We start from the raw sequence: 14,903 nt of genomic DNA, 5'->3' as shown, positions 1-14,903 counted from the left end.
TCAAAAGCGCCTGTGATCCAAGTTCTTCCGAACTTTCCGCCAATCTTTCGGTCGAAGAAGCGTTTTGATGCGTTACCGTTTCCATAGCATCGACGGCTGCGCCTATCTGCAAAACTCCCTGCGCTTGTTCTTCCGCCGCTGTAGTGATTTCACCGACAATATCCGCTATTTTACCGGACGCTTCCGTAATAGCGCCGATTACTTGAGACGTCTCTTTCGCCAAGGTTACGCCGCGTAAACTGCTTTTATGGGATTCCTCAATCATTTCGGCCGTCTTTTTTGCGCTTTCGGCGCTTCGTTGCGCAAGATTTCTGACTTCTTCCGCGACGACCGCAAATCCTTTACCGGCTTCACCCGCTCTTGCCGCTTCTACGGCTGCGTTCAATGCGAGTAAATTTGTCTGGAAAGCGATTTCGTCTATATCTTTGAGAATTTTCGCCGTTTCGTCGCTTGATTGTCGAATTTCAACTACGGCGTCTTCAAGCCGGCTCATCGCTTCCTGACTCGCTTTTGCTTTATTTACGCTGTCAGTGACCAGGTTGTCTGCGTTTCTTGCGTTTTCGACCGTTCGTTTCGACATACCGGTGATGTTGTCTAACAGCGACGAAATATTGCTTAAATTAGAAACTTGCTTATTTGCGCCGCTTGCCATTCCCAACGCCGCGCTCGCAATTTCTCCGGAAACGGACGCCACGCGCTCGGCGCCCGTTGAAATTCCGTCAACTACCTCGTTAATGCGATTAACCGAGGCTTTTAAGACGATAGTATTTACCGTAATGAACATAATGGCGATTGAAACGATCAAGCCGATAAGCAGCGTCCAAACCAAAGCGCGAAGAGTCCTTGAAACGCTTGCCGTGTTTTTTTGTCCGGCTTTTACCGTGGCGTAATATAGATCTCCGCTGGTTTCTACGGTTTCATCTTTGCTTTGTAGAAATTTTTCAAGGATTTCGCCGGTTTTTGAATATTCTACTATCATAGGCTTCATTCCCGAAATGTAATTTGATACCGATTTTTTAAGATTTTCCGTGAGCGTTTTTGCTCTTTGCGAAACGCCGTAATCGGCAAGTTTTTCTAACTGCGCCAACGTTTCCCCGCCCAATATAACGACTTGTTCGGCGGCTTGAGCGTCGTCTTTTGTAAGCCAATAAGCAATCTGCATTTTAAGCAGACAATTTTCAACGTTTGAAGCGGTCGCCCATTCTCTTGACGCAAACACAAACATTGATTTTAATTCTTCAATTTGTTTTGCCGCATTTTCGCCGTTTTCTACGACGACGTATCGGTAAAGTCGATTTTTTTCTTCATAATTTTCGTGAACCGAACGAAAAAGTTTCATCGATGTCTCAAATTTGTCGGAAACGTCGGCGATGTCGCTTTTGAAGGCTTTGAAATCGGGGTTTGGGGATTTTTCTACGGACTCGTAAGCGTCGGGAGCCTTGGATTCGTAAAATTCTTTTTCAAGATTAACCGTTTCTTCATAGAATTCTTTGTCTTGCGAATACGCGTAACAACTCGCATAGTAGTTAAAATTAAGCATAGCGTCGTCAAATTCCGCAAACGCCTCGTTTCCCGTGACGTATTCCTCAGACATTACTACGGTTTTTTGAAGAAATACGACGACAACCAGTACCAATACGACGATTAAAGAAATCGCAGACAGACATCCAAACACGATTTTTGTGCTTAGTTTTAGATTTTTGAACATAATCCCCTCCTAAAAATTAAACAATCAATAATTTCCGCCGTTCGTCTTTCTCTATAGGAAGCGACCAATAACTGAAATTATTACTTGTTTTCTCTGGTGAATATGCACAAAGAATTTTTTTGCAAAAGGCGACTGTCAGTCGCAGCAAGCTGAAATTGAATAGTATATATACTATAATACAATAATTTTTTGTATAACGCAAGGGGAATTTATTATAATTTGTTTTTAATTCGTGTTTCCAAATAAAAACCAGCGAAAATGTATATAATTTCGTATATTTCGGATGTATAAAACTTTATCGGTGTGCAAACGTAAAAGGCGGATTCAATGAAAACAAATTGTCGGGTTAACTTGGCGGTATTGGCGGTATTGGGGATTTTAACCGGCGCGTTCGGATGGAGAAGTACGCTTTATCCGGCGGATTGGTTGCCGGGTACTATATATAACGGTAAGTTTTTGCATGACTTTTCTTATGCGGGCTATGAAAAGGGAGAGAAAGAAATTCCGACAAGCGTTGCGGGGAACATTTACGATGTTACGAAATCACCCTACAATGCCGACAAAACAGGGGGGGATGACGCTACCGTACAAATTCAGAGCGCCATAACTGCGGCGCAAAATGCCGGCGGCGGAACGGTTTATCTTCCTGCCGGCATATATAAGGTAAAACCGCAGGGGAATAATAACTATGCACTGAGGATAAGCGGAAGTAACATTTTGTTTAAAGGCGACGGAGTCGGTAAAACATTTATAAGGTGTTATGCGGAAGATATGCCAGGTAAATCGATAATACTTGTAGGACAGGGCGGAAACTGGGGGACTATGGAAGGAAATGCTGTAAAGATTACGGCAAACGTGCCGGATAGTCCTCAATTTGATATTACCGTTGAAAACGCAGCGCCGTTTAATGTCGGCGACTGGATAGTGATAAGAAGCGACAGAACCACAGGCTGGGTAAACGACCATAACATGAGCGGCTTTTGGGACAATCGCAACGACCTTGGATTAGGAACCGTTTTCTACAGAAAAATCACCGCCAAAAACGGCAACAAACTTACTTTGGATATTCCTACACGTTACTGGTTAAATACACGCGACAATCCCAGAATTTATAAATGCACGCCAAGAACGACGAACACGGGAGTGCAGGATTTTTCCATAGGCAATAAGGAAAATCCTACGGCGACAGGCTGGGGAGAGGAAGATTATAACAAAGCCAATACGGGAGCCTCCAAAGTACACGGGGCGTTCCTTATAAAGTTTTCCGGCGTTGTAAACGGGTGGGCGCGTAACATATCGTCATATCAGGCGCAAAATTCAAAACAGGTGCACATGTCAAGCAACGGCTTAGACATAAATCAAAGCGCACGCCTTACCATAGATAAATGCGATTTCTCATATCCGCAATATCGAGGCGGGGGGGGTAACGGTTACGGCATGAATATTTGCGGAAGCGACATTCTTATATCAAACTGCTCCTCAACTTCGGCAAGACACAGTTATTCTTTCAAATATACGTACGCAAACGGAAACGTGATATACAATCATACGTCAAACACCCCTGTTTACGGCAGCGATTTCCACATGTATCTTAGCATGTCCAACCTTATAGACAACCAAAATCTCAACAAGGATTTTATAGAGTCAAACGTTCGTCCGTATGGAGCCACCAAGGGTAACTATCACGGGCATACGTCAACTCAGACAGTATTTTGGAATGCCAACGGCATAGCGGGGCCGGGCGGAAATAATGCAAACAGGATTATAGATTCCCGTCAGCACGGTTATGGATATATAATAGGCACACGCGGGGCGGCGAAGAATGTTCAGACGACTCCCACCCAGATGAACAGTGGCTACGGTAACGTTAATACGGCGCCGGAAGACCATAAAGAAGGTATTGGGGATGGGGCGGCTTTGGAGCCTAAATCGCTTTATTACGACCAATTGGCAAAACGTCTTAATAAGTCTGTGCGTGATTCTACCCCCAAGTCCGTTCCGGGAATTTTTAATTCTACAGGATTTGTGGGTAAGTCGAATGAAGTTACAGATAACGGACACTATGTAGGTAATTTGGTGGATAATTCTTACGTTGATTATGTAATTAATGTTGCGGAGGCAAAAACTTATACGATGGTTCTTAACACGGCGAGAAATAGCGATGTGTCAAGAAGTGTTTCGGTTTCTGCCGGTGCGACTGCCGCCTCTATGACAAAATTGACGGATATAACCATCCCTAAAGGGACGGACTGGTTTGTGTTTAATCCGACAGTGGCGAATATAACATTACCGGCTGGAAAGCAAATATTAAGATTGCAGTCGAACGGTTCGGTAAACATATCGGATATAATGTTCGGTTCCGCCATAAACATACCGGGGCAATTTAGTTCTACGCAATTTCTTAATAAGAGTTCGGAGGTAAGCGTTAACGAAAAGCAGTATTTGGGTAATTTGGCGGAAGGGTCGTTTGCACAATATTTGGTAAATGTCGCATTAGCCGGAGAATATAAAATTTCGTTCAACACAGCGACAGGAAACAATAATAAGCAGAGAGTAATAAGCGTTTATTCCGGCGATGATAAACTTACTCAGTTGCAGGTAATAAACGGCGACAATTGGGAAGCGTTCGCTCCGATAAGCGGCAATATTTATCTGTCGGCAGGCATACAGCTATTGAAGTGGGAATCTACGGGTTCCGTAAACATAGAAAAGATTACTGTGGCAAAACGACAGGAAGGCGATACGGTAATAGTTTTGGACATACCGCAAGACGGATATGTTTACAACGGGCTTGAATATAAGCCGACACTCAAGACTTTTACCATAAGCGGAACGGAAATAAGCGCAGGCGATTATACGCTTTCGTATTCGAACAATACAAATGCGGGCGCGGCGACGGTAATAATAACAGGAAAGAATGAGTATGCGGGACTGTCAAAATCCGTCCCGTTCATGATAGTTAAGAAGCCGGTATTTTTCACTTTTGAGGGAAGCGATACCGTATATACACAATACAACCCGCAAGTTATTATTTTCCCTGCGTGTTCATTGTCGATACAGGGGATATATTCTACGGATAGCATTGGAGTATTCAAAATAGACGGGAGAGCCTTAACTTGGGACGATATTATAACAGAATATGATTATGGCAAAATGATAATCGACGATAATGGCGACGATGAGCCTGACACGAGTTATATAAACGCTCCTGGCGCGTATCCTATAACCATAAGGGTTGACGGCGAACTTGAAGCGGATAATTATACGGCGGTTTTTGACGACGGATTGGCGCTTATAGTTACCGACCCTGACAATACGCCGAATAAAAACACATATATTCGCGATAGCAAACAAGGTATAATAATAGAATTTAATCCCGTTATTTCGGCGTATGCGAAGTTTGAAATCAGGACGCTTGAAAATGCGACGGTGAGAGTCGCCGTTTATGACAATGCCGGTAATTTGGTATTTGCGAAAAATGACGTAAAGACCAAAGGAAATTCTGTGAATATTTCTTGGGATTTGAAAAATTCGACAGGCAGAATCGTGGCAAACGGTTCATATTTGACGGTTGTCGAAGCGAAAGGCGTGAGTGGAAAAACTTACAGATATTCGGCAAGGCTGGGTATAAAGAGATAAAAATGATTCGGATTTTTAATATTTGCGGTAAGTATCAACTTAAAAATAAGGGGTTTTAATGAAAAAATTAACTTTTGCCGTTATTCTGGCGGCGTGCTCGTTTCTGTTTGGGGAAGCGTATCAGGTAAATACTCTCAGTGCAAGGCAGCTTGGGATGGCGCATACGGGCGCCGGACTTAAACTTGGCTCGGAAAGTATGCACTTTAATCCGGGTGCGCTTGGATTTTTAGACAGTAAATTTGACGCTTCCGGCGGTGTGACTATGATTATTCCTAAAGTACAGTTTTGGGGTGTAAACGGACATGCGACGCCTGAAAATAATCCTTCGACGCCTGTTTATTTCTATGCCGCCGGAAATATTAAACGCTTAATTTCTTTAGGGCTTTCTTTTACGACTCCCTACGGAAATTCGGCGAGTTGGGATAAAAATTGGGAAGGGGCGGGACTTATTCAGGATATTTCTTTGAAAGTTTTCGCCTTACAGCCGACTTTTGCGGTTAATATTCTCGACAAAGTGAGTGTCGGCGCCGGTCCGACGATTAATTTCGGAAATTTTGAGCAAAGCAAACAACTCGCTCCTATAAAATCGCTTGAAGCTTATAGACCGCTTGCTTACTATGATTCGGACGTAGGCCAAATTCTCGACAGAAACAAAGACGGCGTTAATTTGGAACTTTCCGGTAAGGCGGATGTCGCCGTAGGCGTAAATGCCGGTATTTTGTTTGAAGCGATTAAAGATAAACTTGCGTTCGGCGTTTCTTACCGTTCCGGCGTAAAAGCAAAAGTCAGCAAAGGCGACGCGAAAATCGCCGCCGGAAACGATATCGACTCTTTGAATCGAATAATCAGCAGAATTAATAGTTCGTCGCCTGAACCGGCGGCTCCGAACATTCCACCGGAACTTACAATGTTTAACTCAAAAACGTTTGAAGCGGAACTTCCTTTACCGGCGAATATGAATGTCGGCGTTTCGTTCAGACCTGTTGAAAAACTGCTTCTTGATTTTGATTTGCAGTGGGTAAACTGGGGCGCTTACGATAAACTTAATTTGGTATTCCACAATATTACTACGGTGGTCAATCCCAAGAAATACGAAAATACTTTTGCTTATCGTTTGGGTACACAGATAGGGCTTCACGAAAAATTTGATTTGCGTTTTGGAATTTATTATGACCAAACGCCTGTTCCTGACGACTTTTTAAATCCGGAAACACCCAGTACAAACAAATTGGGAGTTACGACAGGCGGTTCGTTTCGTCCCGTTGAAATGTTGTCGATCGATTTTGCGTTTCTTTATTCTCACGGATTTAACAGAGACGGTTCTTGCCCTAATCCTCCCGGTAGATTTAGCGGCGGATATAAAGTCGAGGCGTTTGTGCCGTCTATAGGTTTAAGTTTCAAGTTTTAGTTTTGCGAACGCATAAAAATCTTGAAGAAATTACGGTAAAAATTTGAATTTTGCATATATAATATAAGCGTTAAAAAAGGGGAATTTATGAGGTCGAAATTTTTATTTTCGGTATTAGCGCTTTTGGCGATTTGCACAAACGGTTTCGCACAAATCGCACAGAAAGATTTTCTTAAAGTCAGTACGGGCGCTTCAAACGAAATTTGGAATGTTTCGACCCCAAAATCGACTTGGCATATCGTCAATACCAATGGCGAGAGAGTTTATTTGCGCGGAGTGAATGCCGGCGGTTGGCTTGTGCACGAACCTTGGATGACTCCGGTTAACGCAAACGCTCATGATCAGGTGACTATAATGAACCAACTGAAAAGCAGGTTCGGTGCGGCAAAACGCGACGAACTGATAGCGATTTATGAAGACAATTACTGGACTGAAACGGACTTTAACAATTGCGCGGCGATGGGAATGAGCGTTATTCGTCTGCCTTTCACTTATATGAACTTAGTTTATGTCGATGACGGTGCGAATCGTCACACGTTAAAACCTGACGCTTTTAAACGCTTTGACTGGTTTGTGGAAAATTGCCAAAAACGCGGAATGTATGTAATTTTGGATATGCACGGCGCGTTCGGTTCGCAAAACGGACAAGACCATTCTGGAGAAGTAAACGGCGGATGGGAACTTTATACCGCCGCCAACGCGGCTTACAATCAGGAAAAAACCGTTTGGCTTTGGGGTGAAATCGCAAAACATTACAAAGATAATCCCACTGTGGCGATGTATGACATTCTCAACGAGCCGGGGCCTAAAGCAGGCGTTACCAATAAAACTCAATGGGATGTTTATGATAAGATTTACAAAGAAATCCGCAAGTACGACCCCGAACATATTATTTGTATGGAAAGCTGTTGGGGAACCGGCAATCTGCCGAAAACGACTCAATACGGTTGGACGAACGTGGTGTATCAGTATCACCATTATTCTTGGGATAATGTGAGCGACGAGCAAGGACAAAAAGATTTTTACACGGCGCGCGTCAGTGAAGTTCGTAGCGCAAATCACGGCAATCCTACTTTTATAGGAGAATTTACCTGTTTCGGATTAAGAGGAGCGTGGGACTTTGCGTTGACTACTTATAATGATGCGGGATGGCACTATACCTCCTGGACCTATAAAGTTAAGAATAATTCGTCTTGGGGTATTTACAATCACACTCCAGGCGATGTAAATGTTTTCAACGATTCCGAACAGCAAATTCGGGATAAGTGGGGTAAAGTCGCTACGAGTAACGGCTGGGCTAATACGATGGTACGGGATGAGATTATAAAGAAAATGCCCGGAACTATAGGCGGCGGTAATCCTTTTACCACGGCAAACTTGGCGCTTAACAAAAATATAAACGCTTCAAGCGAAGAAAGCGGCAATGTCGGTAGTTTTCCGGCAAACAACGCAAACGACGGCTCGGCAAGTTCAAGGTGGGCTTCCGTTCATTCAGATCAAGCCCAGTGGATTAAGGTGGATTTGCAGGACAGTTATATCTTAAACGGAATTCGTTTGCTTTGGGAAGCGGCTTTTGCGGTAGGATACAAAGTCGAGGTTTCAACGGACAACGTCGCGTGGACGACCGTTAAAGACGAAACAAGCGGAACTGGAGGAGTGAATAATATTGAAGTGAGCGATATTCTTGCAAGATATGTCAGAGTAACCGCGACCCAAAGAGCGACGATAAACGGACAACAATACGGTTATTCGCTTTATGAGTTTGAAGTGTATGGGAAAAAGGCGACAGTGATAAATGTTCCGGGAACTTTCAATTCGCTTGATTATTCTAAAAAAAGCGGTGAGATAAAAGACAATAACGACCAATACGGAAAATACGCCGGCAATTTAGAGAACGGCTCGTCTTTAGAATATTTAATAGATGTCGCTCAAAGCGGACAATATGATTTGAGCGTTCGGGCGGCTGTCGGCGGAACCAACGCTCAAGAACGTACGATTTCTATATTCACGGGAACTACGCGTCTGGGGACGCTTTCCGTGTCAAACGGAAACGACTGGTTTGCGTTTACTCCCGTAAAAACAAATATTTCACTTTCAAACGGACAGCAAACTTTACGTATAGTTTCCACAGGCGCGGTAAACATTGAAAACATAACGGTTTCTGTGACGGACACTTCGGCTATTCTTGAAATTCCGCAGTCCGGCGTTTTTGTATATAACGGTTCTGCGCATACTCCGAGCGTGACTTCCGTTGTCGTCAACGGCGCGACGCTTTCACAGGCGGATTATGACGTTTCGTACTTAAACAATACAAACGCAGGTACGGCGACGGTGAAAATCACAGGTAAAGGAAGTTATGCCGATTTGAATATCACGCGTTCTTTCACAATTGTAAAGAAAGATTTGTTCATAGCTCTTGATCCGAAAGAATTTACGATAAGTTTGGGAGGTACCGTTCCGGATTTTTCCAATTATGTTACATTTGTCGGTTTTGTCGGCGGCGATAATGAAGAAAAAGTTATTCATTGCGGAACGCTTGACATAGTGTTTCAAAAATCTGAGATTGTCGTATCTTGCGGATATTTGCAAAGTCAGTATGTGGGAGATTACCGTTTGCAACTTTCGGCAAAATCCGAATTGTCCGCCGACAATTACAATATAATCTTTGACGACGCGTCGCTTCGTTTGATTGTAGAAGATCCGACGCCTATTAAAGCGAAACAAGTACGCAGCGATAAGTTTGGAATTTTACTTGAAACAAATCCGATTGTTTCCGATTTCGCAAAGATTTTGGTTAAAACGCCGAAAATGACGCAAATAAATCTTGTCGTTTACGACAATACGGGAAACGTCGTGTTTAATTCGGAATGCGCAGTGCGTAATTCGGAATCGGCGGCGATAGTTTGGGATTTGACAAATTCCGTCGGCAGAATTGTCGCAAACGGTTCGTATTTGCTTGTTGTCGAAGCGAAAGACGCAAGCGGTAAGGTTTATAATTACTCAACGAAATTAGGAGTGAAAAGAAATATATAGCGCTTTTTTGCCAAATTTTCGTAAAGAAAACGTTCTGTTTTGTTTGCAGCTGATATTCGCTTAATAGTATTTTCCGGCAAAAAGGAGTTTTTATGTCGAAAGAAAAGTGTGTACTTGCGTATTCCGGCGGATTGGATACGTCGGTTATGGTTCAATGGATTAAAGAAAATTACGACGTCGATGTCATTTGCGTCTGCGGAAACCTTGGACAGGCGGAAGAATTGGACGGTCTTGAAGAAAAAGCGTTGAAAACCGGAGCGGTAAAGGCGTTTATTGAAGACCAACGAGAAGAATTTATTCGAGACTATATTTATCCGACAGTGAAAGCGGGCGCGATTTATGAAAACAAATATTTATTGGGGACGTCTTTCGGCAGACCGCTTATAGCAAAAAGACAGGTCGAGATCGCTTTGCGGGAAGGCGCTGCGTATGTGGCTCACGGCGCTACCGGAAAAGGAAACGATCAAGTTCGTTTTGAACTGACATATATGGCTCTTGCTCCGCAGCTCAAAGTCATTGCGCCTTGGAAAGACAGCCGCTGGAATTTCAAATCGCGCGAGGAATGCGTTGATTACGCAAACAAGCGCAATATTCCGATTTCGGTAAGTAAAGAAAAAATTTATTCCGAGGATCGCAATATTTGGCATATTTCACATGAAGGCGGAGAACTTGAAAATCCTTGGAACGAACCGCAGGACCGAGTTTATACGATTTCGAACACAATTGAAAAAGCGCCTAACACTCCTGAGTATGTCGAAATTGAGTTTGAAAAGGGTGTTCCGGTTGCAATTAACGGTAAAAAATATTCTTCGACGGTTGAACTTCTTACAAAATTAAACGAAATCGGTGCGAAACACGGCGTCGGACACGTAGATATGGTTGAGAATCGCTTGGTAGGGATTAAATCGCGCGGCGTCTATGAAACTCCTGGCGGTACGATTTTGTATTCCGCTCACGCTAATCTTGAAGAATTGGTTTTGGACAGAAACACCCTTCGGGCAAAACAGGAAATCGCATTAAAATATGCCGATTTGGTTTATGACGGAAGATGGTTCAGTCCGCTTCGGGAGGCGTTTGACGCGTTTGTTAATAAAACGCAGGAAAGAGTCTGCGGAGTTGTCAAACTTAAACTTTACAAAGGGAATATAGTTCCTGCCGGAGCGAAATCGCCTTATTCGCTTTATTTGGACGAATTGGCGTCGTTTAACGTAAGCGATTTTTACGATATGAAAGATGCGACTGGTTTTATTCGTTGCTATGGACTGCCGATGAAAGTTGCCGGATTGATTGGCAAAAAGTAGTTTATAATTAACGATTTTTTACCTGCGGCGCTAATCAGATGAATTGAATACGACGCGAAAGCCCAAACAGGCGGTGCGAATAGACGGCGCACCGTTGTAGCGGCTGGCAACACGGCAAAGCTGCGAAATGATGCAACAACTGCCGCCGCCGCGAAACACGCGGTAAGAGCCGGAAGACGGTCCTGCAGGGTCGGTTGCTGAACCTGTAGGATAACTGCCATACCAGTTACTGCACCATTCCCATACGTTCCCGCTCATATCGTATATGCCAAGTTCGTTAGCCTTCTTTTGACCGACCGGTTGTGTGCCGCTGCTACTATTACCCCAATACCAACCCACTTCATTCAAATTATCGCTTCCGCTGTAAATATAGTTTTTCCTTTTATTGCCGCCACGCGCGGCAAATTCCCATTCGGCTTCCGTGGGTAAGCGTCCGCCCGCCGCTTTACAAAATGCGTTTGCATCGTCCCAAGTTAAATATTCTACCGGTTTATTATCACCTTTATAATATGACGGATTATTACCCATTGCCGACCTATATTGCGCCTGCGTTACGGGATATTTACTTATCCAGTAATCTTTGGTGAGCGTTACCTTATACCGTGTTTCGTCATTTTCTCGTCCGCTTTCGCTTGTCGGACTGCCCATCATAAACGTTCCGGCTTTTACAAGAACGCATTCTATTCCCGCTATCGTTTTGGTATCGCCGTCATTACCGTTGCCGTCGCTGTTTTGCAGAAAATTCGCTGTTACCGTTACTGCGGCGGCTGGCATAATAAACGAAATTTCCACATTGTCCTCACTGGTAAAGACAACACTGTCACTTGTCGTCGTCCAGCTTAAAAACGAATATTGCGGCAATGGCGACGCCGTTATCACAATATGTTCTCCAACTTTACGGTAAGACGCAGCGGACGGATTTACGTTTCCGCCAATGCCGGCGATTACGGTTAACCTATAAGTATTGTTCAACGGATTCACGCCGCCTGTTTGGTCGGAACAATTTATTAAAAACCCACAAAATAATGCGGCGACCGTTGCGCTAAACATTTTAGTTAAATTTTGAACCGTTTTCATAGGAAATTCCTTGTTTTATTAAAAGTTTTTTATTTTCTTTGGCGAATTTACGGCGGTCTTACGAAATCTCTCCGTTTTTCACAATCGCTTCCGCCAAAATTATATCTTCCGGCGTTGTAATTTTGAAGTTCATTTTACTGCTCTTTATCCATCCGACTTTGTGTCCGAACTTTTGCACAAGCATCGCTTCGTCAGTCGGAATTTCACTTAAATCTTCAATTTTTGCAAAACAGTCAAGCAATGTTTTTTTATCAAAAATTTGCGGAGTGCCGACGGCGATAAGTTCGCTACGGTTTATCGTCTGTCCGCACAAATTATTCTCAAACCTGCGAATCGTATCTACAATCGGGTTGGCGCAAATCATTCCGCAGAAATTATTGCCGGTATAATTTTCTATAAGTTGCCCGACTAATTCTTTTGTGGCGAATGGACGCGCCGCGTCGTGAATTATAACTATGTCGCCGCTTGCTTTTTTTACACCGTTTTCAACTGAATTATGCCGCTCTTTTCCACCCTGCGCTATAATAATTTTTGTAGAAAAATCAGCCGTCTTTTCTTGCGTTTTCGCAATCGCGCTGTTTGGAACGACAACGATTATTTCGTTAAAAATTCCCATTTCGTCGAAAATTTCTGCAGAGTATAAAAATAATTCTTTTCGGCAAATCGGTACAAACGCTTTGGGAATTTCTTTCCCGAGCCGCTTTCCCATCCCGCCGGCGACAATTATAGCCGAAATTGACATTTGTTTATGCGCTTTCACTCATTTTTTCAATGTATTTAGGCGCCGCTTTGTCGGCGATGACCTCTTTTGTAACGACTACTTCGCGAATGTTTTTTTTGGAAGGCAGCTCATACATTACCGGAATTAGAGCGGTTTCCAAAACCGCACGCAAACCGCGCGCCCCCGTCTTTTTTTCTTCGGCGATTTCTACAACTTTTTCTAACGCTTCTTTTTCAAACGACAATTTTACGCCGTCCATATCAAATAATTTTGCATATTGTTTAACAATAGCGTTTCTGGGCTCAAGCAAAATCTGCATCAACATTTCTTTGTCGAGGTTGTCAAGAGCGTAAATTGCAGGCAAACGTCCTATAAGTTCGGGAATTATCCCAAAATGCATTAAATCGTCCGGTTCGCACAAATGTAGAAGTTCGCTCGTTTGTGAAGAGTTTTTATCTATTACTTTTCCTGTAAAGCCCATTGCGCTTTTGGTCGTTCTCTTTTTTATGATTTCTTCCAAACCGACAAACGCTCCGCCGCAAATGAACAAAATATCACGGGTGTCTATTTCTATCAATTTTTGTTCGGGATGTTTGCGTCCGCCCTGCGGTGGAACGTGCGATAAAGTCCCTTCTATGATTTTTAACAACGCCTGCTGAACCCCCTCGCCGGAGACGTCACGGGTTATTGATGAATTTTCGGATTTTCTGCCGATTTTGTCGAATTCGTCAATGTAAATTATTCCGTGCTGCGCTTTAGAAACGTCTCCGTCTGCGGCGTTCAAAAGACGTACCAAAATATTTTCCACGTCTTCGCCGACGTATCCCGCTTCGGTGAGTACTGTCGCGTCGGCGATAGCAAACGGAACTTTCAGAATTTTTGCTACGGTTTGCGCAATCAGAGTTTTTCCCGTTCCCGTCGGTCCTAAAAGCAAAATATTTGTTTTTTCAATTTCGACATCGTCGTCCTGACATCGTGAATTCAGCCGTTTGTAATGATTATATACCGCTACGGCGACACCGATTTTTGCCGCGTTCTGTCCGATTATGTTTCTGTCTAAAATTTCTTTCATTTCTTTTGGCGTGAGGATATTTTCATATTGACCTGTGAATTGAATATCGTTATGCCGCCTTTTTATTTCTTTCTTAGCGTCAAGCATATGGTTGCATACGTCAACGCATTCGTTACAAATGAAACCGTTCAACCCGTTAATAAGCAGTTTTACTTGGGTTTTATCTTTTCCGCAGAAAGAGCATTTAATCTTACTTTTATTGCTGTTTATGGGCATTTATTCCTTCCGTTCCTCCAAAACGTCATCTACAATTCCATATTCTTTCGCCTCTATCGCCGACATAAAATTGTCGCGGTCGGTATCTTTATAGATTGTCTCGGCGGATTTTCCCGTATGTTTTGCTAAAAGTTCGGATAAACTGTTTTTAATGCGAATAATCTCTTTTGCGTGGATTACTATATCGGACGCTTGACCGCTTGCGCCGCCAATAGGCTGGTGAATCATAATTTTTGAGTGCGGAAGCGCCAACCTTTTACCCGGAGTGCCGGCCGCAAGCAAAACCGCTCCCATACTTGCCGCCTGTCCGATGCAAATCGTAGAGATGTTCGGACGTATAAAACGCATAGTGTCATAAATCGCCAAACCGGAAGAAACGTAACCGCCGGGCGAATTTATGTACAAAGTAATATCTTTCGCCGGATCTTCGTATTCCAAAAATATCATCTGCGCCATCACTACGTCTGCGACCGCGTCGTTTATTTCTCCTCCCAAGAATATAATTCTTTCCTTTAATAGACGGGAATAAATATCGTAAGACCTTTCTCCGCGTCCGCTCGTTTCGACAACCATAGGTATCAAATGCGACATAACATACGCCTTTCAACTGAAATTTTATTGTACAAAATAATTTATGCGGACGATAAAAACACATTTTTGACGAAACAAATGTTTATAATAAATTAAGAAATTATAGTTATTTCAATAAAAAATGTAATTGATTGTAT

The 14,903-nt window shown here is 43.2% G+C and carries 9 protein-coding genes; 4 read left to right on the top strand and 5 right to left on the bottom strand.

Annotated features, from left to right (window positions below):
- Window positions 1-1,708: methyl-accepting chemotaxis protein (locus tag LBH98_06875; GenBank protein MDR0304471.1), on the bottom strand; the 1,708-nt coding region annotated here is incomplete at its 3' end.
- 327 nt (window positions 1,709-2,035) lie between these two features.
- Between LBH98_06875 and LBH98_06870 the strand changes: the two genes are divergently transcribed.
- The 4 genes from LBH98_06870 (at window position 2,036) to LBH98_06855 (ending at window position 11,089) form a co-directional block, all read left to right on the top strand.
- On the top strand, window positions 2,036-5,347 hold the full coding sequence (locus tag LBH98_06870) for a carbohydrate-binding protein (GenBank protein MDR0304470.1): 3,312 nt from the start codon (window positions 2,036-2,038) through the stop codon (window positions 5,345-5,347).
- Between the two features lie 58 nt (window positions 5,348-5,405).
- Window positions 5,406-6,755, top strand: coding sequence for an outer membrane protein transport protein (locus LBH98_06865; protein MDR0304469.1), 1,350 nt, complete (start codon window positions 5,406-5,408; stop codon window positions 6,753-6,755).
- A gap of 87 nt (window positions 6,756-6,842) precedes the next feature.
- The gene (locus LBH98_06860) at window positions 6,843-9,788 is read left to right on the top strand and encodes a cellulase family glycosylhydrolase (GenBank protein MDR0304468.1); all 2,946 of its coding nucleotides are present in this window, start codon (window positions 6,843-6,845) and stop codon (window positions 9,786-9,788) included.
- Window positions 9,789-9,880: 92 nt separating this feature from the next.
- Window positions 9,881-11,089 carry an argininosuccinate synthase gene (locus tag LBH98_06855; GenBank protein MDR0304467.1) on the top strand — a complete coding sequence of 403 codons (1,209 nt, stop codon included), beginning with the start codon at window positions 9,881-9,883 and terminating at the stop codon, window positions 11,087-11,089.
- A gap of 30 nt (window positions 11,090-11,119) precedes the next feature.
- Here the strand turns inward: LBH98_06855 and LBH98_06850 are convergent, their stop codons facing one another.
- The 4 genes from LBH98_06850 to clpP are packed head-to-tail and all read right to left on the bottom strand — an operon-like array spanning window position 11,120 to window position 14,766.
- Window positions 11,120-12,166 carry an SUMF1/EgtB/PvdO family nonheme iron enzyme gene (locus tag LBH98_06850; GenBank protein ID MDR0304466.1) on the bottom strand — a complete coding sequence of 349 codons (1,047 nt, stop codon included), beginning with the start codon at window positions 12,164-12,166 and terminating at the stop codon, window positions 11,120-11,122.
- Between the two features lie 58 nt (window positions 12,167-12,224).
- Entirely contained in the window at window positions 12,225-12,926 is a 702-nt protein-coding gene (gene ispD, locus LBH98_06845) for a 2-C-methyl-D-erythritol 4-phosphate cytidylyltransferase (protein MDR0304465.1), read from the bottom strand.
- Entirely contained in the window at window positions 12,913-14,175 is a 1,263-nt protein-coding gene (gene clpX, locus LBH98_06840; GenBank protein MDR0304464.1) for an ATP-dependent Clp protease ATP-binding subunit ClpX, read from the bottom strand. Before clpX ends, ispD begins: the two co-directional genes overlap by 14 nt.
- The gene (gene clpP, locus LBH98_06835) at window positions 14,176-14,766 is read right to left on the bottom strand and encodes an ATP-dependent Clp endopeptidase proteolytic subunit ClpP (protein ID MDR0304463.1); all 591 of its coding nucleotides are present in this window, start codon (window positions 14,764-14,766) and stop codon (window positions 14,176-14,178) included.
- Window positions 14,767-14,903 lie beyond the last annotated feature (137 nt).

This window comes from Chitinispirillales bacterium, assembly GCA_031254455.1.
In the GTDB taxonomy this organism is placed as follows: domain Bacteria; phylum Fibrobacterota; class Chitinivibrionia; order Chitinivibrionales; family Chitinivibrionaceae; genus WRFX01.
The sequence above is the reverse complement of the archived record's forward strand: the minus strand, read 5'-3'. Positions and strand labels throughout refer to the sequence as shown.

Coding starts and splice junctions, on each gene's coding strand:
- clpX (MDR0304464.1), bottom strand. CDS start 14,175: ATGCCCATAAACAGCAATAAAAGTAAGATTAAATGCTCTTTCTGCGGA.
- LBH98_06855 (MDR0304467.1), top strand. CDS start 9,881: ATGTCGAAAGAAAAGTGTGTACTTGCGTATTCCGGCGGATTGGATACG.
- clpP (MDR0304463.1), bottom strand. CDS start 14,766: ATGTCGCATTTGATACCTATGGTTGTCGAAACGAGCGGACGCGGAGAA.
- LBH98_06850 (MDR0304466.1), bottom strand. CDS start 12,166: ATGAAAACGGTTCAAAATTTAACTAAAATGTTTAGCGCAACGGTCGCC.
- LBH98_06860 (MDR0304468.1), top strand. CDS start 6,843: ATGAGGTCGAAATTTTTATTTTCGGTATTAGCGCTTTTGGCGATTTGC.
- LBH98_06870 (MDR0304470.1), top strand. CDS start 2,036: ATGAAAACAAATTGTCGGGTTAACTTGGCGGTATTGGCGGTATTGGGG.
- LBH98_06865 (MDR0304469.1), top strand. CDS start 5,406: ATGAAAAAATTAACTTTTGCCGTTATTCTGGCGGCGTGCTCGTTTCTG.